Origin of the sequence: Nostoc mirabile CHAB5784 (assembly GCF_020829645.1) — a bacterium.
In the GTDB taxonomy this organism is placed as follows: domain Bacteria; phylum Cyanobacteriota; class Cyanobacteriia; order Cyanobacteriales; family Nostocaceae; genus Nostoc; species Nostoc mirabile.
This window is the reverse complement of the sequence record NZ_JAIVFS010000123.1, coordinates 1-19,826: the sequence shown is the minus strand read 5'-3', so window position 1 is coordinate 19,826 and position 19,826 is coordinate 1. Positions and strand designations below refer to the sequence as shown.

Below are 19,826 nucleotides of genomic sequence, written 5' to 3'. Positions count from 1 at the left end.
GTAGTATTGGGCGAATAACACCGCTCTAGATAATGTTTCAGTTTGAATTTGCCAGAAATTACTAGAATTGCGATCGTAATAACAGTCGATCAAGTGCAAAGCCAGGGCAATCCTTAATAATTGCGTTGGCAGTTTAAACATCCACGCCCTGATTGCTGGTTGTGTTGTCGCCCAAGCCTGCCGTCCAATTTCTTGACACAGCTTTGTATAATAAGCGTCTGCATTATTCGATAGTTTGACTATACCCATTGGGCAATTCTCCAACCAGTCATAGAAAGGTGGCAGTTGTTCTGCTAACACACAGTATCCTTTTACACGCTTTGGCATGAGTGCGTTAGCTTTGGCGACCAGGAACCGCGCCAGCATCCCCTGTGAATCTTCTGGATCTTTGAAAATCTTGCGGAACATTCCAGGCTGAACCCCACCCGTGAGTGAGAGCTCTCGTTAACAGAACCCTGAAATTTTCCTCCACTACACCGCACAACTGATATGCGATGGCAAAACGCCAAGCGTTGCTGATCGCACTATCCGACCCCATACGCTCTAACACTGCGCTCTGGGAATTTTTGTTATTTCTCACAATATTCGCCCCTGGTTGTTGGTTGACAAACTCAGAGGGGGTTGCATCAGTTACCAGTTACCAGTTATCAGTTGAAATTCACAGTCCTTGATAACTGTTAACTGTTGACTGTTAACTGATAACTGTTATTCGCGCTGCTACTGCTTTTTGCTACGAAATTCGGGATATTTCTTAATTAAATTTAACTTTACAGAAATTTATGAATTTCGACAGCCAAAACACACCGCAAGGAATGGACTTTCCAAGCGGCAGACCCTATAATGGATCTGGCAGCGCGGACTATACTCTTAGACAAACTTAGTGGAATCACAGTCGCCAAACTATAAATGCCACTCGTTTTGTTCCTTCGAGATCAACCCCGCTCTGGATTTCTATGAAATTTGAAACTCGCACAAAGCGCTACTCCTTAGTGGCGCTTTGTGCGTTAAGTTGTCGTACTCTTGTATCTTCACCCCCATGCCTCCTTTCAATTAGCTTGATTTTTTTAATTGAGATATTTTAGCAAGAGTGTAGAACCTAATAAGTGCGGTTACTGACGACCTTGACTAATGATTTACCATCTTTGAAGCTCACTTTAAGCTGCAACAATGTTTTTAATGATGCAATAGTGCTACCTCTGCAAAGTAACATTTAAAGCATATAACTTTAAGGGTTTATTGAAAAGCCAATTTTTGATAATAAATATGAAGAATGTAGATAAAGTAGATATTGGAACGTTGTACCTCAGTGAAAATAAAATACAGTATAAGAATAATACAGATTAGGTTTATTAGAAAAAATCAGTACAAATTCAGCGGATTCATAAATAATGCTACACTTTTATTTTCCTCCACGGATTTATTCGTGTCTTTAAACCCCAGAGTCATCCTATCTACTAATTGTATAGAATTCTTAAGCTGAGTTCTAACTTAGACTAAATACGGTTTGGAACTTGATTTTTCAGTAATCGTTAAAAGTTTTATTAAGCAAAGCTTCCAGCCGATCAAGTAAAAGTCCATCTATTAGCCGTTTGCAGTATACAACGAATGCATTGTTTCTGCTCACTATGCCATAACAAATAAGACTAAATATGATCACTAGTAATAATTTAGACATAGATACTATATTAGAGATATTAGAAGAGCAAGTACTTAAAAGTGTAGGAAGGCGGTTATCAGAAGCTGAAATAATTGTTATCAAGGGGTCTTGGGATGGCAAGGATTATAAGGAGATGGCAAGCGATGGGGGCTACAACTCCTACTATTTACAACAGAAAGTAGCACCGCCGTTGTGGAATATGCTTTCACAAGTTATTGGTAATGGAGTGAAAGTAAAAAAAATATATTTAAAAAATATTTTGTTTAAATTAGCAAAAAATGATTATGTAGAAAAGTTAGAATTTTCTGAAGCTGAGAATGAGCGCTTAGTAGGCAAAACTTTAATTTATGGAGAATTACCAAAAACAAAATATTTTCATGGTCGACAAAAGGAAATAAATTATTTAAAACGAAGAATTGCTTCTTCTAAAGAGAGCAGTATAGCTTTAATTGGAGTTGGAGGAGTTGGGAAAAGTTCATTAGTAGTAAAATTAGTAGAAGAAATACTTACCGAGAATTCAGATATATATGAATGTGTAGTTTGGAAAAGGATTGAGGCTTATTCGTCACTCGAAGAATTAGTTGACGGATTAATTAAGGTTTTACGATTAAAAATAAATGATGAATCTTTACAAGAAAAAATTGTTTTCTTATTAAAAAATTTACAATCACGTCGTTATTTGCTTGTATTAGACGGATTTGAAGGGTTAGTACAAGCAGAAAATTTTGGAAAGAGAGTTGAGTATGGAAAGTTCCTATTTCAACTTATAAATGAACAACATAAAAGCTATACAATCGTGACAAGTCAACTGCCTTTAGAGGAAATTATTGAGGTAAATACAACTCTTATAATTTCATCTATTAAGATACAAGGTTTAGACGAAAATGCAGGAATATCTATGCTGCATGATAAAGGTTTATACGGGGAATCTTGTAAAAAGCTAATTGAAACTTATCGTGGAAATCCTTCAGAGTTGGAGGTAGTTGCTGAACGAATTAATCGTTTTTGGGGAGGTGATGTAGAAAAGTTCTTTGAATATAAAACTACCTTAATGGGTCAGCAAGTTCAATCAATGCTAAATCAACAATTTAGGCAAGCTGGACTATTGAATGATCTCCAAAAAAATATAATGATTTATTTAGCAGAGAAAACATCAGAAGAGTTGACTTCGATTCCCTTTCCTAAAATTCTTGAGGATATTAAAAAGCAATTTATAGATGTGTCAACTTCTGAAGTAATAATAGCACTAGAAGTTTTAGAGCAACGCTCGTTGATTGAGGTTAATAAAAAAACAATAAAGCAAGAAATAAGCTACAGTTTACAACCAGTTATTAGAAAATATATTTTAGTTGATCCATTAGGGTTAGTGTATAAAAGTTCTAATCAGTCAAAAGCGAATAATTACAATCAGGAGTAAATGTGGTTTACTGCATAAATCACTTTTGTAACCAGCGCCACAACCCTGATGATGTTGAAAACTGTTTAGCTTGTGGAACCCCCTTGCTAATAAATGAACGTATTCGTCTACTGCGACCATTGCGACCTTTAGAAAAAGACATAGAAGGCTATACAGATGTTTTAGAGGTTGAAGACATTGACCCAAGATGGGGAACGAAACCTCGAATACGAGTGATGAAAGTATTAAAGTGGAACGAACCTAAATACGTTGAACTAGTGCGACGAGAAGTACAAGCATTAATCAACTTGTCTCATCCGGGAATTCCTCAAGCTGCTAGTAGTGATTACTTTACTTTTACACTGCCAAAGGAACCACGCCTAGAATTACATTGCTTAGTAATGGAGAAGATGGAAGGAGAGAATTTACAACAGTGGTTAGAAACGAATGGCAAAATTTCTCAAAATGTAGCATTAGAATGGATGTTGCAATTGCTGGATATTCTTGATCATGTACACAAAATAGGATATTTCCATAGAGATATCAAACCAACAAATATTATTCATCAACCAAATGGGAATCTGGCACTTGTTGATTTCGGTACTGTAAGGAAAATTACTAGAACTTACTTAGTAAAAGTGGCATCTAGCGGAAGAGATAGCATAACAGGAGGAGGAGGAACTGGGTATGAGGTAACAGCAGTTTGTTCGATTGGGTTCTCTGCACCTGAACAAATGGATGGTCGAGCGCTACCGCAATCTGACTTCTATGCGTTGGGACGGACTATTGTCAATTTGGTTACTGGCGTACCAATGTTGCAGTTACCAACAGAAGATAGGACAGGAAAGCTAATTTGGAGAGATAAAGCACCGCAGATTGATAAGCCTATAGCAGATTTAATCGATGAAATGATACATCCCTTTCCAGGGTTTCGACCACAAACTACAGAAATAATAACTGAACGAATACAAAAGCTTCCTTGGGAAAGTAAAGTTTATCATTTTCTCAAGTCTAAAGTTTTTAAAATTGGAAGATTTGTAGCAGGTGCATTAATAATTCTTGGAATAGGCAAGTTATCTGCACCTAGTGTCGCTAATTATTTAGTTGCTCAAGGAGAGAAATCAGAAACAAGGAATGATTATCAAAGCGCAGAAAGTTTCTTTAGCTGGGCAATAAAAACTAATTCTTCAACTAAAGTTGCTATATCTAAGTATTATTTGGATAAAGCTTCTCGGCTTATGCTCACAGGTAATCTTAGTGCAGCTAAAAAGGATTATGATCTTTCTATTAAATACAATAATAAAAATATAGATGCCTACAATCTCTTAGGAATAAACTGTCAGCAATTATCAGATATTAAATGTGTAGAAGATGTTTATAAAAAGTTGCTTCAATTAAACCAAAATGATTGGACAGTGCATTATAATTTAGGACGGTTTTATGATGGGCAAGGAGATTATAAATTAGCAGAAAAAGAATATAGTATAGCCATTAAAAGTAGTAGTTCAGCAATGATAGCTATTAATAACTTGTCCAGACTGAAGATTAAAACGGGTAACTACAATCTAGCAATTTCTTTAGCTCAGTCAGGATTAAAAAAAAATAACGATCCATTAATACAAGCTGCATTATATAAAAATTTGGGCTGGGCAAGCTTAGAACAAAATAAAATAAGTGATGCTGAAAAATATTTAGAAAAAGCACTGAGTTTAGATAATCAAAGAATAGATGCTTATTGCCTATTAGCTAAAGCGCAAGAAACATTAGGTAAAATCGATGATGCTAGAACTTCTATAGAATTCTGTTTACTTGCTAAGTCTACAGATTCAGACATTCCTATTTGGAGACAGGAGTTACTAGATCGGATACTGAAAAAATGATAAGCTAATGAAAGAGAATAATACTAAAAATAGAAAAACTTTTGTGAAAAAAAGCACAAATTATTGGGCATTTTTCTGGTTAACTTTTTTGATACTAAAAGATATACCATTGGTCGCAAGTGTACCATTAATAAGAGTTAAAAGAAGCCAAATTCGCTGTGAGCCAATTGGCAGAATAATGGACAGAGGCGAGAAACGCTTTGACACCAAAAGCTTGATTTGTGAAAAAGAAAGCATAGAAGTTTTAATTGGATGTTGCCCCCCCGCCCTCGGTATGCGTTTGCTGTGATGGCACTGTTGTCGGCGGCTGTCAGGATGTCTGTGGCAATGCGGATGTTGCCGCGTTTAAGTATTTTGTGCGTTTGCTGGTTGTTGCAGTATCGTTGAGTGTATTTTGGAGCATGACAGCTTCCGTTACCTTTGCAAATAGGACATACGAACCTACAACCGAGTCGCTATCCAAACACGAAGTTCCAGACTGGTTCTTGGATGCAAAACTCGGTATTTTCGTTCACTGGGGGGTGTATTCTGTACCTGGTTGGGCACCACTAACTGGTGAATTCAGCAAGGTGGTTGCAGAACGTGGTTGGGAGTACTGGTTTTTGCACAATTCTTACGCAGAATGGTACTACAATTCAATGAAGCTTGAGGGGGGTGATACATATAACTATCACCCTGCAACTTATGGTGAAAACTTTACCTACGACGACTTCATCCCACGTTTCAACGCAGCGATTACGAACTGGAATCCACAGAAATGGGCAAAACTGTTTTCTCAAGTAGGTGCGCGATATGTTGTGCTAACAACTAAGCATCACGATGGCTTTTTGTTGTGGCCCAGCAAAACCGCAATTCAACCGGGACGTGTGGCGGCGCGGGCATCTGTGATAGGTTAAGAAAACTGCGCGTTTGTCAAGGGGGGTAGAGGAAAAGGTGATAAATCTAGCTTGGGGACAGGTTTTCGGAGTGCTTTGACCACACCTAAGTCATGATTTTCTTTCGCAGCGAAGTACTTAACTGGGTCTGTAGCTTTACCCTTATCGTAAGCAACGCTAAAATGGTACAAACCGCGATAAACCATCTCTAACGAAATGCGATCAAAAGGTAAGGATAGTTCATCAGCGATCGCATCTCCTAAGTCAACCAAAACCGCATAAAATAACCAAGTAGCCCACACTTGTAATTTGATTCCATTAATAGAACCAGTCCATAAATAAGACAATGCCAACAAGCGTTTTACTGTGTGAAAAGCCTCTTCAATGCGCCAGCGCCGACGATACAAATCAGCCACAATGTAGGGAGGTAAAATATTTGGATCAATAACAGAAGTAATATAAGAATAGACGGTTTTACCAACTTTAATCTCTATTAAACGTAAACTAAGAATTGGTGCGCCACCTCGACCAGTACCAAGTTGAATCAATTGGTCTTTAACAGAATAGTCATAAGTAAACACCTTTAATACTTTAATAGAGGCTTTAGCTTTTAATCGAGTAATCAAGTGAACATTTTCTGAGGGGCGACGAAATCAGCTAAAATGCAATACCCGCCGTCAAATAATCAAGCATTAGCCGTATCAGTTATCAAGCATTAGCCGTATCAGTTAGAAACCGTGATAACTGTTTACTGTTAACTGTTCATTGATTTAAAGGGGGGAATTTCTATCTCGATAGAACCAATGGTTCCTAGAATTCAGATAACTCACGCGATGTGCAGCTTATCTGTTGGGAACCAATGGTTCCTAGAATCCAGTTGACTCACGCGATGTGCAGCTTATTTCTTGGGAACCAATGGTTCCTAGAATCCAGTTGACTCTCGGTTGTGCGGAAAATCAAGTTGAAACTGATACCGAATATCCGCTCGAAAAATTATTCCTTTGTCTGAAACACTACACCCAACACCCTACTGGGAGCAATAGGATGAAAGTGAGGTTGGGAAAAAGGTGCCATCAACTCGACCCCCCAAACAAAGCGCTCAATCGCCAACAGAGCATAATATTAATATGTTTTTTAATTGGCATAGTTCTGTAAAATCCATTTGAATTTGATTAGATGAGCTACAAATCTACAAATCAAGCGAAAACTTGTTAAGAAGAATCAATTACTATCTCATTAATTCTGACAACATCTGCTCCAAAATATCTGACATAATTTCTTCGTCTAAGGAATGCAGACTTGGTGGGCCACCGAGAAATTCTTTGATAGTGATATTCTGTTCGATAAAGTCCTTGACAAAATCCCGAATCTGAGAAACAACCTTTATTTGATTGTCTATTGTTTCTACCATAATAGCCATAGAGTCAATGCCTTTTTTCGCAGCTTTACGAGAATCCGAAACCATAGTTCCTTCGGGAGTATTTTTTGCTAAACGCAGTTCCCGTTTCAACTTTTCATATTGAGTGAGAAGAATTTGATTTTGCTGTTCTATAGTTCGACATTTCCGAGTTAAATCATCCTCGCTATTATTGTCAATAACTTCCCCGACTTGGTGAATTCGTTCAATTTCGAGAAGTCTTGCTAAATCACCTTCTTGGTAGGCTTGATTGATTGTTTTCATGATTTCTGTATGATATGTCTGTGTCTCGCTGTCTTTTACCTTATCAGGGTGAAAGATTTCAGCTAACCTCAGAAATGTTTCACGAATTTTTCTCTTATCTCCTGTTCTAGTTACAGACTGAGATTCTACAGATTCTTGTGCTTGCCAATGTTGATAGCGACCTTCAGCAGTTTCCCTTGAAAAATCTGATTCTGGTTCGGGGCTGTCAAACAATTCGTCTAGCTCTGTTGAAAATTGTTTGCGACTGGTTTTTGGACTAATGATTCCTGTCAACTGGAGATTAAGGTAAACTGCCTCTATGTTTTTGAGGGTTTGTTGACCAAACTTTCTAGTAGTAAAAATTTCATCAAATAGAGCATGAATATCCTGGTCTAACTCAGCCATTTTTCGGAAACTGGGACTGGCTTGATGAAAGATTTCTGTGGCGAAAGTTCGCGTCTGTTCAACAAAGTTATTCAGTTCTGTACGCTTTCTCTTAATCTGCTTGAGTAATGATTGGTGTTCTTTTTCTAGAAACTGTAAGCGGATATGTAATTGAGACAGAGCCAGTGGAGTTGTAAGAGTAAAGTGGGATGCTCCCGGTGGGGTTTTTCGAGGCATAGAAGATTTATGCTTTTTTCAAGATAAAAAACTCTAACGACAATTTACACCTAAAAAGAAATTTTTTTGCGATCTCGCAAAAACTTACCGCTTATCCCGGATTTCTCACCACATCTCTCAAAGCCTTATAAAACCTAGATTTATGCGTTTCGCACTGTGCTAAAATTATTAGCCGCGAAAAAGGCTTGAAATCGGTTCTGAGTAAAGATTACGAGATAGGCGATCGCAAAGCTTGTGAGAAATGCGGGACAGAGCGGTAGGCGCTATTAAGGGTCAAGATCCTCAAACTCCAGCATCACACCCAACCGCTCATCAATCGTTGCCCAAAGGAATAATCGTATTGCCCATCTCTTCTTTTGAGCGATCGCCAGCCGCAAGCAGAGGCGAAAAATGCTTTTAAAAACCTCAAAGTAAGAAACTTTAGAACTTAGGTTTTTACTTAGGTTGCCACAATGGAGTGATATCAAGGTTTTTAGCAGCAGATACGGCATTTCTAACCTACTTAGTACGGTTTACACCCTTTGCTTTTTGTAAAGTTATTGTAACATTTATTTATATAAAGCAATATTTGCTTATATAAGCAAACCCAAATAAAAGAGTAAGTAATAAAAGCGATGAATCAACCCATTGAATTATCTTTAGAACAAGAATTTAGCCTTAGAACTTTCGCAGACGTTGTGCAGCAGATGTCTGGTGAACAAGCTCAAGAGTTTTTGCTCATGCTTTACAAGCAGATGATGATTAGGGAAAAGACTTACCAGGAATTGCTAAAGCAGGAGTGTCAACGAAGTTTAGATGCTCTATCCGGGTAAAGCAAGTATGTTTAGACAGTAAGTTTTGTAGATATAGCAACAGCCTTGGTGGTTAGGACATCAACAGATGATAAAACCTATAAGTATAAGCAGCTAAACCAGCCATCAAGTTGACCAAAAAGTTGAAAACACTTCGATGCCTAGAATGTTCAATTTGACACAGGTTTTTTAAGTGGTCATTAACCGATTCAATTACTGCACGCTTGCGTAAAAGAATTTTATCAATCATTTTCATCAAAGCGATACCTTCGGTAAGCTTCGCTAACGCAATCGTCATTACCTCCGATAGATGCATACTGTAAGTGCTGCGACGCTCTCCAGCCATTGACGGTAGCTACGGTACTTGTTGCCATATCCTCTCCCATGACGAACAGAAATCATCTACATCGCAGAAAATCTGTGTAATGTCGAGCGGAGCCGGAGACGCTCCGCCTCCGGGCGAGATACAATGGTAGACTAAGCCCTGACCCTCATTTTTGTTAGATATTCTTAGTCTCGGCTTTTTTTGTCACTTTTGTACCGATTCTCATTCAATCGTAGCGATCGCCTTTTTGTATGCTTTGTTATGCAAATCCATACATAGCAAGCTTTTTGCCTTTTTATAACCGTCGAACTCACGTTAACGATGGTTTAATGTATCTTCGCTTTTGCTGTCCATGAGTTCCTGCTAGAAGGGATTCCCATTTAGGCTATGAGTTACCTCCGTTTAACCCTGCTTCATCCTTTGATAGCTAGTCTCTAAATGAGGGTTATGCTTTCACCTCAGCACTTGAGGGGTAGGACTTGTCCTGAGTGGACTCACCTGCATGATTGCCAAGTTGTCAAGGTTCGGGGATTACTACTTCTGAGGTCGGTTATTTCCTTCCTTAGTTTCGTTACATCCGTAAACACTTGCGGTCATCCTTGAGTATTTGTACTCATTTCGACCAACGAATCGCACTTCTACCTGGGTAACTGTTTGGAGAACTCTGCCAAAACCTGAATCATCGCCTCGTCCCCTTTAATCTCAACCCCAGCTATTAGATCCATCAACACCGCCCTGAGTCCGAGCCGATGACGCATCAACCACGCGGTAGAATGATTACTCCAGTCTGTGCAAATAGCCAAGCGCTCCCGTTCCGATTTATCCCTTTCCACAACAATAGCCGGCGGTGGAATAAATTCTCGCCCCTGGTCATCAGTGACCATTTCCCCTGGTGCAGCCAATATCGCTTCAAGTGCGACAATCTTTTTAATTAACTGCCCCCCGTCATCTTGCTCAACCAGTTCAGGGGTTACGCTCATCCCATAAGTGTCCTGTATGCGGAATTTCTCACACTCCAAAACCTCTTCTGGCTTCAGGTAATCCTGATGCTGTCTGCTGGTGTAAGTCCTTCTATCAATATCTTTGGCATTCGCCACCTTGTGATTATGCTCCGAATCGATGGCAATCCCCGCGGCCTTCATCCACCGAGAAGCACTTTCATCAGCGCCTTCGCCCAAAGGAATAATCGTATTCCCCATCTCTTCAAGTAGCGATAACTTCGTTAAGCTTCGCTAACGCAAATCAGCTCGAAGATTATTAATCGACCAATTTCTTTGCCCCTCAAGGAGACAACTGGTATCCAATGCCCAGTCCTTTTCTGCTCCTCTTCTCCCTGTTTCCCGGTTAATGCGAATCAGAAAAGCGGTGATCTCATTTGTTTGGAGAATCTTTTCCTTGATGCGACGGGCATTGGTTTCGGCGTAACCAAAGGGTCTGAACTACTTTCTGCATAAATATAATGTTGTGGCACGCCAGTCGAAGTATGCTGCTAAACCAATATGATGAATTATGAAAAATAATGCCGATAAAACTTTAAATCCTGAGTTAGCTTTGTTGAGTATGTGCAGCCTGAACGAAAGCTTGAAAAATTTTTTGATTACTAGGATCAGAAATTGAAAGCTCAGGATGCCATTGCACACCAATTGCCCAAGGATGATGTTCATGCTCCACAGCTTCAATGACCCCATCATCTGGAGCATGACCAACAATCCGCCAAGAAGATGGTACTTTATCTACTGCTTGATGATGCCAAGAAACTATAGATATATGAGAATTCTGTACACATTTAGTTAAACGGCTTTCTATATCTATTGTGACGAGATGTTCTGTCGGTAAGCGTCGTCCAGGTTCAGGCTCTAGGCGATGTAGTGTAGATGTACCATAGACATCTGGAATGTGAGGAATTAAAGTACCCCCACAGGTGACGATAAGAATTTGTAAACCTCGACAAATACCAAATATTGGCAAATGACGTTCAAGGGCAAACTTGGCAAGCTGCAATTCAAAAGCATCACGTTCAGCATCCATAGAATTGACTAATGAAAATCCCCAGACTGAATATGATTCGCCATGGAAACAGATACTACAATTGTATTTTCAAGATTTCATGCAGTTTTTCTTTCCACAAGCGCATGAAGAGATTGACTGGAGTCAGGGCAATGAATTTTTGGATAAGGAATTACAGCAAGTGGTGCGCGATGCTCTCTTAGGACGGCGACTTGCTGATAAGTTGGTAAAAGTTTACCGTATCGGAGGTGAAGAATCTTGGATACTTGCACATATTGAGGTGCAAAGTCAAGAGGAGAGTGATTTTGCAGAACGTATGTTCGTATATAACTATAGGATTTTTGACCTTTACAAACGCTCAGTAGCATCTTTGGCAGTTTTGGGTGATGAGCGGGTAAACTGGCGACCGAATCAGTTTGGCTATGAATTGTTTGGGTTTTAAACACTCTTTTTTGTAAGCGGAAAAGGTTCGCCCGAAATTTCTTCCAGGGTAATGATTTCCAAAGTTGAGGAAGAAACCCGGATTTCTCACAAGTGAGAAAAAATCATGGAGGCGAGCAAAATTTAGGGTAATTTAATTAATACATGATTAAATTAGATGAGTGAGCAGGAGAAATTCAAGTAAAAACCGAAAGCTAAAAGATAAATAAATTACAGCTTGACTGTCTTACACGGGGATAAAAAATTATGATGAATGAAAATAGACATAGCAAAGCTAGGGTTTAATTTAAGAAAATTAACCCGAATAACAAGCCAATAATAATGAATTAAATTAGGTGCTTATTAACAATTGGCTTGGGAGTTGAGATAAACATTTATAAACTGTTGCAAAAATATCCTTATAGGAACAAGTACTACTAATTGCAATTAAAACCTGTTGGCTACTAATAGTGATAATCGCTCCTAGTTTCAATAACTTTGTACGAATAGTTCCAACTTGAGCATTTCGGAGTTCGGTTTTTGCTAAACCTTTATCTCTGAGAGCATTTATCAAAATATAAGCGATAGAAGAAAACCACAGACGTAATTGATTTCCTGCAAATGTATGGGTACTAGTTCTGTCACTTTTCATTTCTAATTTTTGTTCCTTGAAACAGTTCTCCATCTGACCGTTAATCCTGCATCAGATGTTACTGTCTCACCCTTAAAATTAACTATGATTGGAGATGACAATACAGGTTCAAATTTGAACTGTTCCGGTATACAATCTGTTTTCTGAGGGGTCATGCTTAAAACTGCTGGAATTCATTTGCAATAGACATTTTGGCAGTTTTTGACTCCTCTTTTCTCTGGCTTTGTGAGAAATCCGGGGTCAGAGTTCTTATTAGGCATCAAAACATAACGCCAGCCATCACCAAATTGTTCAGCTAATTCAGTACCATTCGGGTAGTAATGAAGCCCCAGAATGATGCCGTCCTTAGTACGCTGTTCCAAAGCAAAGCGAGGGTAGTCCCAGTGTTGGGGGATTGATATTGTGGGTTGCATTGATTTAATGGGGATTGGTGAAAATGTGGTGAGAGGCGATCGCTTTACAACTGTGATATCATGTCCGGATAATCGCTTACGATAAAGCTAAGAAGCAAAAATATGACTTATGCCAAAACGAATCAGTATAGCCGAGCATTTAAATAGCTGTGAGCTAGAGCAACTTTATAAACATGCTTTCATACGGAATAGAAAGTCGTCAGTATCAGATTATATGGTTACTAGCGCAAGGCAAGAAAACAGAGGAAGTAGAGGAAATAACGGGTTATAGCAGAACATGGATTTACGCATTGGTAAAAAGATATAACGAGTTGGGCATTTCTGGGCTATGCGATCGCCGAAATAAAAATCAAGGAGCTTCACCGCTAATTGAGGATGTTGAGCAAGCACGACTGTGGCAAGTTTTGCAGTCAAATGCCCCAGATGGAGGATTATGGAATGGTCGGAAAGTGGCGGATTGGTTGAGTGAAGTTACAGGTACAAAGGTTAGCCGACAAAGAGGATGGGAGATATTACCGCAGATGACTTAAGAGGTGCGAGTACCTCGCCCATACCACACTGAAAGTGATTTTTTAGAGCAAGAAGCCTGGAAAAAAAACTAGCCACAGAGGTTGAGGAACTCCAAACCAGACACCCAGAGGCTGAAATTCAACTTTGGTGCGGAGCCGGAGACGCTCCGCCTCCGGTGAAGACGAACACCCCTTGGGACTCAAGCCAGTTCTGCGACGAGTATATGTAGCTGAGGGAGAAACGCCAATTGCCAATGTCAACTGGAGATTTAAATGGAAATGGAAAGTATGCATTTGTACATCCCAAAAGCAGAGAAACAAAAGGCGTCTGCGCCATGATTTTATTACCAGTTGTGCAAACTTCTTCTGGTAATTGCTCTTGTATTGGTAGCGTGCCTTGCTGGTATTGTTGCTTGATGTAACTGTGGCATCTAGCAGCCGAAAGGTCGCGGAAAATCTCAATGTTGTTTACAAGTACCCGCCAGTAGAGGTTTTGGTAATTCCCATGATCGTAGCTAATGCTAGCTACAAGATAGTCCCCTACAAACGCCTCTTGGTCATAAAACGAAATTTCCTCTTGCAGCGTTTGTCGCTTACTTCGATTGTGCAGGCGATTTCGCTGTAGATTTGCTTGAGTCGGGCAATAGATTTGTGGTGCAGCTGTTGATAAGTGTAAATGGCGTGAGTCATAATTTAGTGGTACTCCATCTGTACGGTGGTGTTTTACATAAGGTGATCGCGTTTCTTGGCCGGAGCGGCGATCGCCTTATTATTTTGTTTGTTCACAGCACTGTTGGCTGTAGAGAAGACTAAGTTTTAAAGCACAGTAAACTACTTTGCTTCTCTAATCTAAGCGTAGCTGTTTAAGCCATAGTTGTCAAGTCTCACTAAATAAGTAAAACTTTATAAGTAAAGCTTTATAAAGGAGGAAAGAAGCGCTATAATTTGGTTAGATTAATGGAGGCGTGAAAATATGAACTTAATGCAAGTTACTTTGTCTGTTGACCTGCCTAGTTTAGGCAGTCGAATTAGAGAGATTAGGGAGGCCAAGGGATTATCCCCAACGTGGGTAGCAGCTCAAGCAGGTATGAGCGTTGGCAACCTCTATCGCATAGAAACCGAAGAAGCGAAGTCTTTGCCTCGTGAGACTTTACGAAAACTTTCTGAAGCACTTGGTGTAGATTTTGATGCTGAGGTTAAAGCTGCTTTGGTTCAAGAGGTAAGATAAAAGGCTCACTGGTGACTAAGCAAGGTTTTTAGGCGCAAACGACACAAGTATTTGATTGCTCTGATCTATGCTTTGACTACCTGTACTGTACTGATTAATTAGAAGCTTCGTTTATTGCTTTCTTGATGAAATGGTAAGCCCAAAAGCGATTGCTAGTACACACCACAGTTTAAATATATCTGCAATCGACGTTGAGCAAATGCCAGTGAACCAAAAGAGGTGGAAAAATGAATCAGCCACCCTCTAGGCGCAAAAAAGTCAACTCTGCTGCATCTAATGACAACACATTACCCGTTAGTTCTGTGCAGGATGTTTTTGATCCAGAAAATCCTGCTACAGCAACAATTACAGTTACTGCTGCTGAAGTAGAGGAGTTGTCCGAAACAGAGGAGCGCGATCGCCTTCACCTAGAGCGCCGTGTGGAAAGAGCGTTTTTTGAGGCAGGTAAGGCATTGACTGAGTTACGCGATCGCCGACTGTACCGTTCGACGCATAAAACCTTCAAGGAATATTGCCGCTCTCGGTTCGGGTATACTCACCGCCATGTGAATTATTTAATCGCTGCTTCAAATGTAGTTGACAACATAATAATGGGAACCAATGGTTCCCAAAACGAGATATCGAATGAAATGGGAACCAATGGTTCCCAAATTTTGCCTACAAGCGAACGCCAAGTTAGACCCTTGGTTCCTTTGGAAGCGGAGTCACAGCGCAGTTGTTGGCAACAGGCGGTAGAACTTGCTGGCGGCAAAGTACCGACTGGTAGAATCGTCAAAGACGTGGTGCAAAGGATCATGGAGAGAACCAAAGTACCCAATACCTACCAAATTGGTGAAGTCTGCCAAATCCTTGCGAAGGACAACCCAGAACTGAGAGGAGAGGGTGGGTGTTGGGCAATTGTCAACCAAGTAAACGAGTTTAGTTGCACTGTGAGAGTCTGGGATGGCGAGTACGCCGTAGGGTTGCAACACCTGAAGTCCTTCAACTACTTGCCGCAAGAGTGTGAGCAGATGCAGGTAATTTGCGATCGCATCAATCGGGTGTATTCGGGTGCGTTGGAGGAGTCGGTGCAGAAGTTTTTGGAGTCGCTGGGGAAGCTGAACCGTTCTTATGTGACGGATTTGGAAGAGAAAATATTAAGTGTTTTGGAATCTGAAATCATAGTTTAATTCGCAGTATATTATTGTAGGCAATTGCCAAGGAGTTTATACTAAGCACAAAAGAGAGAATTTAGGCATTATTTAGGGGGATTATTGGGTGAAAGCGAAAGAAAAAACCTCTTTCAAATGGCTTCTAACGCTGTAGAGGTGACTTACCACCGATTACACCACTTTTTAACTGAAGCGCCAAGGCCCAGCGTTCCCAGGTCAATGAACGTCGATTGGAAATCATGGACAAGTGTAGTCAGACCAGAATTAGTAGAGGATTTAGCTTAATAATCGATGATTCTGGTCATAGGAAGAGTGGTAATTTTACTGCTGGAGTGGTTCGTCAGTATATCGGTGAGTCCGAAAACCGGGCGCACCATTGTCTCGTCCACCAGCAGCTAAAGCTGCGTTGTAAAATGCCTCAACAGCAGCATGGTTGTGAACTCTGAACGCTACATGAACTCTTACAGAACCAGGATTACCGTGAGTAAGCCAGAATTCAGCTTCTGGCGGCTGACCGAAACCAGCAATATCGGTACTTCCAGTGGTAGAGGCTGAATACTCTAAAATGAGTGAGAGTCCAATTGGTTCTAATGCCGCAGCATAAAAGGACTTGCTTCGCTCAAAATCACTCACAACGATACCAGTGTGATCAATCATAATTGCTCTCCGCTTTTTAGTTAAATTGAGACTAGATTAGTACACTTGACCTAATCATTCAAGCCTTAATTGAGGTCATGGAGAATAGAAAAAACGTAAAAATTCTATAGCTTCAAGCTTCAAAACACAACAATCCAGTTGATGTACTAACGCGGATTGCGACGCCGAATAGCCCGTCGTAGACATCGCCAATTCCACGAGAGCAGAAAACCTAATTTTCGGTTCCCGAACCGTTCTTGATACAGCTAGACTGAGATATCAACTTGGTAAACGACTGAATGTTGCTCTTCAAGACGTTCATGTTTATGTGATTGGAGAGCATGGAGACAGTGAATTTATTGTTTGGTCTAGTGCATTTATTGGGGGAATTGCGTTAACGGAATTTCCCATACCAGAAGGAGTGACGCTGGAACAAATTCAGCAAGAGTACACAGAGTTAACCCGTAAGCGAGGTAATAGCATTTTGGAACTCTAAGGATTATCTGATAGAGGTGCAAACTGTGCAAATACCTCTGCACCTGTCAGGTTCTTGGTTTCATTGGCAAAACAGTAATATTTGGGCTTTTCATCAATGAATATCTGATGACCAAAAACAAGACCTTCACAATTATCGAATAGTCCAACGGGTATGAAATACTGGTTACTTTGTTTCAATTTGTAAAATAGATGGCTACCACACTTCTTACAGAATCCACGCTCTGCCCATTCTGAAGATTGATAAACTACGATATTTTCTTCACCAGAGAAGCTAACATCACTTTCACACTCAACTACTAACAAAGGGCCTCCACCCCAGTTGCGACACATACTACAATGACACGCTCCTACCTGATTACTCATACGGGTTGTAGAAACATTTACTACTCCACACAGGCAGCTACCTTTTGCAATGTTCACATTAGACATATTTTTTCTCCGCTCCCAAAAATGCGCTTCAATTGCTTACATTCTTTCTTGTTTCATACTGGAAGTATTGGCACTATTCAGTTCACAGACTAATATACTCAAAATCATAACGTTCTGGTTGCTCCGGTTCAGGTGGTAAAGGTTGTCTAACTTCTTCTACCAATTGATATGAACATTCATCAAAACAAACTACTGGACGTTTAGGATCATACGGCTCGTTGTATAAATCCAATATATCTTCCATCCGTAAAACGTACTCGGCATTTACTTCGGGAATGCACCACTGTTCTTTGAGCCACGGCTTAATATCGTTTTTTTTAAGGTTTGACGAACTGTTTCATCAGAAATCGAATTCCCCGATACCACAGGCTATTAAGTGGTCTGCTAAAAGTTGCATTGTCCATCTTACCCGTCCAGAAGGTGGGTTAGAACAAGCTGTAGCTTTTTAGTTACGCTTCTTCATGGACTTCAAGTTTACGAAGCTTTGGTGGATGAGGTTCATCAAGAAGTGCAAAATCTAACCCACCGATGACAAATTTCTCTCGTGTCCGTTCTACTGTCGTAACATGGACTTTGGACTTTGGCAGCGTAGGCGTAGCCCGCCGTAGGCATCGCTTGATCTGTTTCTCCCTCAGAAGCCATCAGAAGAATATTTGCGCGAGTGATCGTTCTTGCCTTGTGCTTACCTTTTTTAATTAGCGTTTGCAATTGAGAAACTTCATCCTCACTTAAATCCACAATATACTTTTTTACCATGCTATTTACTAGTTTTTAAGTAGTTTATCAGTCAGTGCCAAGGTAAAGGATTATCAGTCACAATATCACGAGCTAACCACAATTCCCAAGTCATCAGAGGCATCAAGTCACTCCATCGCTCGAAGTACAATTAGCGATCGCCGACCTACCGAGTTTAAAGTTGGGTTTAACTTCTGGTAATATCGTTACCAGTGTTAGAGGCAACAACAGAGGCACTTATACATTGTCCGTCACGGGAGCTACTTCTACCTCATCAAATCCAGCACCATTTGTCACTTCAACAACACCATTAGACTCATCCGAAAATTCTAAATGATTGCTAGGAGAGAGTTGTAGGGATTTACAAGTCAAGGCGATCGCTCTGAGATGGAACGATATAATCATGGTTTCAAGACGTTAGGGAAGAAAAATAGGAAAATTGAGTGGAAAGATAGGAGAAGAATAAATGAATTTCAGCAAAGGCAAAATTAAGTATTACTAGTTAAAAAGGATAACCGATGAAGTCGTAACCTGACTAAACCGCAGACTGCCATAATGACCTGAGTATATCGATGGCGAGCTAGACGGAATTTTTCACGCTTTGACTCGGAATATTTTTAGGCGACAGATCATGTGTTCCACAACAATTCGACGTGATGATAGCTGTTTATTCTCTTGCTTTTGTAATTGAGAAAGTTCGGTATTTCTTGGTTTTTTCTGAGGTGTAGAAATTGCCTCATCACCGACATAGGCTTTATCTCCAATAAACTTTTGTTTTTTAGCTAATTTATTCCGAGTATTTCGGAACAACACAATATCACTAGTTTTTCCTAACATTCCCACACAGACATCGACAATATCTTCTCCATTTGGCATGACAATAAACTGATTTTTTAGCGTGTGCATCTTTTTCTTGCCAGAGTAGTATTTTTTCTGCTCTTGATAGTCTACAGGTCTATGTATTGCTTGTTCGGCGCTATCTACAATTAATTCGTACTCGCACAGTATGCGCCATAATTCTTCATATTTTTCTTGGTCTTCTTGAACTTCTTCTATTTGAGATGCTGGCAGAATTTCTCGCAAAATATCTACCCAATAATTAAATGTGTCATTCGCTTTAGTTTTGGATATATCAAACAGGAGTCCTAAAATTTCAAAAATTGGTTTTTGTCTGAGGTAAACTAGACATAAGCATACTCCTTCTTTGGCTGATATCTCTGATTTCCGTCCACCACCAGGGGCGATAACCCGAACTTTATTTTTTTCAATTTCTACTTGTTTTTCTCGATGCCTTTCTTCTGCCAATTCTACCAATGCTAAAAACTGCTCATAATTGATTCCAATTAGTCTCCAAGTTCCTGGGGATGTGATTCAATTCGTGGCCATTGGACTGGTCATTTTTACTGCACCTAGTTTTTACTCCTTTTTCTATCATCTCACGATGTTTATATTAACGATATGTCTATTCAACCAAACATTATCAACTCTGCCGACAACAATCGATGTCACTTTATCCGAGGCTGTACGAGTTGATTCAGTAAACCTGACCAACTTGGTTCTTTCTGGTGGTGCTGCGGTTACAGGTGTCGAAATAGTAGATGGTCGTACCGCACGTTTTCAGGTAACAGTGCCTGATGTTGACGGAATTTATACCTATACCCTACCAGCAGTCTTTAAAGAAACCTTTAATAATGTTCTCGGCAATTCTCAAACTTATAACCTTGAGCCAAACTCTGGTGGCGTAAATAATCTTGGCTTTAGTTCTGCGGTTGACTCCATCTATCGCGCTATATCCATTATCTTCACAGCTACAGATTCAATTACGAATTATTTTGACTCCACATAGCGTCAACCGCTGCGCCAGGATTCCAACATTGGGGACAAAACTTAACCCCTCTAACCTGAGATACTTCCTCACCCTTGATTACAGCATCCAAATATTC

At 39.9% G+C, this 19,826-nt stretch carries 22 protein-coding genes and 6 pseudogenes; 13 read left to right on the top strand and 15 right to left on the bottom strand.

The window, feature by feature from the left end:
• Positions 1-429, bottom strand: a pseudogene (locus LC653_RS38540) (DUF3987 domain-containing protein); the annotation flags it as partial.
• A gap of 1,220 nt (positions 430-1,649) precedes the next feature.
• Between LC653_RS38540 and LC653_RS38535 the strand changes: the two are divergent.
• Genes LC653_RS38535 through LC653_RS38520 form a run of 4 tightly spaced genes read left to right on the top strand, consistent with a single transcriptional unit; the run spans position 1,650 to position 5,829 of the window.
• Positions 1,650-3,074: a helix-turn-helix domain-containing protein gene (locus LC653_RS38535; RefSeq protein ID WP_229500613.1), complete on the top strand. Its 1,425-nt coding sequence runs from the start codon at positions 1,650-1,652 to the stop codon at positions 3,072-3,074.
• 2 nt (positions 3,075-3,076) lie between these two features.
• Positions 3,077-4,933 (top strand): serine/threonine-protein kinase, encoded by a 1,857-nt coding sequence (locus LC653_RS38530; RefSeq protein WP_229500612.1) that lies wholly within the window; start codon positions 3,077-3,079, stop codon positions 4,931-4,933.
• 7 nt (positions 4,934-4,940) lie between these two features.
• Positions 4,941-5,222 carry a hypothetical protein gene (locus LC653_RS38525; RefSeq protein ID WP_229500611.1) on the top strand — a complete coding sequence of 94 codons (282 nt, stop codon included), beginning with the start codon at positions 4,941-4,943 and terminating at the stop codon, positions 5,220-5,222.
• Positions 5,182-5,829: an alpha-L-fucosidase gene (locus LC653_RS38520; RefSeq protein WP_229500610.1), complete on the top strand. Its 648-nt coding sequence runs from the start codon at positions 5,182-5,184 to the stop codon at positions 5,827-5,829. Before LC653_RS38525 ends, LC653_RS38520 begins: the two co-directional genes overlap by 41 nt.
• A 29-nt stretch (positions 5,830-5,858) precedes the next feature.
• On the opposite strand, the pseudogene LC653_RS38515 reads toward LC653_RS38520, so the two are convergent.
• From LC653_RS38515 to LC653_RS38505, 3 genes and pseudogenes are all read right to left on the bottom strand, one after another.
• Positions 5,859-6,449 (bottom strand): annotated as a pseudogene (locus LC653_RS38515) (transposase); the annotation flags it as partial.
• Between the two features lie 587 nt (positions 6,450-7,036).
• The gene (locus LC653_RS38510; protein ID WP_229500609.1) at positions 7,037-8,089 is read right to left on the bottom strand and encodes a J domain-containing protein; all 1,053 of its coding nucleotides are present in this window, start codon (positions 8,087-8,089) and stop codon (positions 7,037-7,039) included.
• Between the two features lie 266 nt (positions 8,090-8,355).
• Positions 8,356-8,580, bottom strand: coding sequence for a hypothetical protein (locus LC653_RS38505; RefSeq protein WP_229500608.1), 225 nt, complete (start codon positions 8,578-8,580; stop codon positions 8,356-8,358).
• Positions 8,581-8,703: 123 nt separating this feature from the next.
• Between LC653_RS38505 and LC653_RS38500 the strand changes: the two genes are divergently transcribed.
• The gene (locus LC653_RS38500) at positions 8,704-8,901 is read left to right on the top strand and encodes an NblA/ycf18 family protein (protein ID WP_229500607.1); all 198 of its coding nucleotides are present in this window, start codon (positions 8,704-8,706) and stop codon (positions 8,899-8,901) included.
• Positions 8,902-8,953: 52 nt separating this feature from the next.
• Here LC653_RS38500 and LC653_RS38495 read toward each other — a convergent pair.
• From LC653_RS38495 to LC653_RS38485, 3 genes and pseudogenes are all read right to left on the bottom strand, one after another.
• Positions 8,954-9,139: pseudogene (locus tag LC653_RS38495) on the bottom strand (transposase); the annotation flags it as partial.
• A 704-nt stretch (positions 9,140-9,843) separates the two neighbouring features.
• On the bottom strand, positions 9,844-10,404 hold the full coding sequence (locus tag LC653_RS38490; protein ID WP_229500606.1) for a hypothetical protein: 561 nt from the start codon (positions 10,402-10,404) through the stop codon (positions 9,844-9,846).
• A 346-nt stretch (positions 10,405-10,750) separates the two neighbouring features.
• Positions 10,751-11,233, bottom strand: a complete 483-nt coding sequence (locus LC653_RS38485; protein ID WP_229500605.1) for a gamma-glutamyl-gamma-aminobutyrate hydrolase family protein — start codon at positions 11,231-11,233, stop codon at positions 10,751-10,753.
• A 61-nt stretch (positions 11,234-11,294) separates the two neighbouring features.
• On the opposite strand from LC653_RS38485, the gene LC653_RS38480 reads away from it, so the two are divergent.
• Positions 11,295-11,654, top strand: coding sequence for an RpnC/YadD family protein (locus tag LC653_RS38480; protein ID WP_372478280.1), 360 nt, complete (start codon positions 11,295-11,297; stop codon positions 11,652-11,654).
• Positions 11,655-11,984: 330 nt separating this feature from the next.
• Here LC653_RS38480 and LC653_RS38475 read toward each other — a convergent pair.
• Positions 11,985-12,323: pseudogene (locus LC653_RS38475) on the bottom strand (transposase); the annotation flags it as partial.
• Between the two features lie 134 nt (positions 12,324-12,457).
• Complete coding sequence (locus LC653_RS38470; protein ID WP_229500602.1) at positions 12,458-12,697, bottom strand: hypothetical protein; 240 nt, start codon at positions 12,695-12,697, stop codon at positions 12,458-12,460.
• Between the two features lie 109 nt (positions 12,698-12,806).
• On the opposite strand from LC653_RS38470, the pseudogene LC653_RS38465 reads away from it, so the two are divergent.
• The 5 genes and pseudogenes from LC653_RS38465 to LC653_RS38445 all read left to right on the top strand — a co-directional run.
• A pseudogene (locus tag LC653_RS38465) lies at positions 12,807-13,526 on the top strand (IS630 family transposase); the annotation flags it as partial.
• 331 nt (positions 13,527-13,857) lie between these two features.
• Complete coding sequence (locus LC653_RS38460; RefSeq protein ID WP_229500600.1) at positions 13,858-14,019, top strand: hypothetical protein; 162 nt, start codon at positions 13,858-13,860, stop codon at positions 14,017-14,019.
• A 160-nt stretch (positions 14,020-14,179) separates the two neighbouring features.
• Complete coding sequence (locus LC653_RS38455; protein WP_190737844.1) at positions 14,180-14,434, top strand: helix-turn-helix domain-containing protein; 255 nt, start codon at positions 14,180-14,182, stop codon at positions 14,432-14,434.
• 227 nt (positions 14,435-14,661) lie between these two features.
• Positions 14,662-15,603 carry a hypothetical protein gene (locus LC653_RS38450; protein ID WP_229500598.1) on the top strand — a complete coding sequence of 314 codons (942 nt, stop codon included), beginning with the start codon at positions 14,662-14,664 and terminating at the stop codon, positions 15,601-15,603.
• 45 nt (positions 15,604-15,648) lie between these two features.
• Positions 15,649-15,941 (top strand): annotated as a pseudogene (locus tag LC653_RS38445) (transposase); the annotation flags it as partial.
• Here LC653_RS38445 and LC653_RS38440 read toward each other — a convergent pair.
• Positions 15,907-16,242, bottom strand: coding sequence for a VOC family protein (locus LC653_RS38440; RefSeq protein ID WP_229500596.1), 336 nt, complete (start codon positions 16,240-16,242; stop codon positions 15,907-15,909). The pseudogene LC653_RS38445 and the gene LC653_RS38440 sit on opposite strands and share 35 nt — an antisense overlap.
• A 184-nt stretch (positions 16,243-16,426) precedes the next feature.
• Here LC653_RS38440 and LC653_RS38435 point away from each other — a divergent pair, with 184 nt between their 5' ends.
• Entirely contained in the window at positions 16,427-16,717 is a 291-nt protein-coding gene (locus LC653_RS38435; protein ID WP_308189212.1) for a hypothetical protein, read from the top strand.
• Here LC653_RS38435 and LC653_RS38430 read toward each other — a convergent pair.
• From LC653_RS38430 to LC653_RS38410, 5 genes are all read right to left on the bottom strand, one after another.
• Positions 16,714-17,148 carry a GFA family protein gene (locus LC653_RS38430; protein WP_229500595.1) on the bottom strand — a complete coding sequence of 145 codons (435 nt, stop codon included), beginning with the start codon at positions 17,146-17,148 and terminating at the stop codon, positions 16,714-16,716. The genes LC653_RS38435 and LC653_RS38430 overlap by 4 nt on opposite strands.
• 82 nt (positions 17,149-17,230) lie before the next feature.
• A complete protein-coding gene (locus LC653_RS38425) occupies positions 17,231-17,392 on the bottom strand; it encodes a hypothetical protein (protein WP_229500593.1) in 162 nt (53 codons plus the stop codon).
• 257 nt (positions 17,393-17,649) lie between these two features.
• On the bottom strand, positions 17,650-17,904 hold the full coding sequence (locus LC653_RS38420) for a hypothetical protein (protein ID WP_229500591.1): 255 nt from the start codon (positions 17,902-17,904) through the stop codon (positions 17,650-17,652).
• Between the two features lie 216 nt (positions 17,905-18,120).
• The gene (locus LC653_RS38415; RefSeq protein WP_229500589.1) at positions 18,121-18,288 is read right to left on the bottom strand and encodes a hypothetical protein; all 168 of its coding nucleotides are present in this window, start codon (positions 18,286-18,288) and stop codon (positions 18,121-18,123) included.
• A gap of 189 nt (positions 18,289-18,477) precedes the next feature.
• A complete protein-coding gene (locus LC653_RS38410; protein WP_229500587.1) occupies positions 18,478-19,197 on the bottom strand; it encodes a transposase family protein in 720 nt (239 codons plus the stop codon).
• 52 nt (positions 19,198-19,249) lie between these two features.
• On the opposite strand from LC653_RS38410, the gene LC653_RS38405 reads away from it, so the two are divergent.
• Positions 19,250-19,729 (top strand): hypothetical protein, encoded by a 480-nt coding sequence (locus tag LC653_RS38405; protein WP_229500585.1) that lies wholly within the window; start codon positions 19,250-19,252, stop codon positions 19,727-19,729.
• Positions 19,730-19,826: the final 97 nt, after the last annotated feature.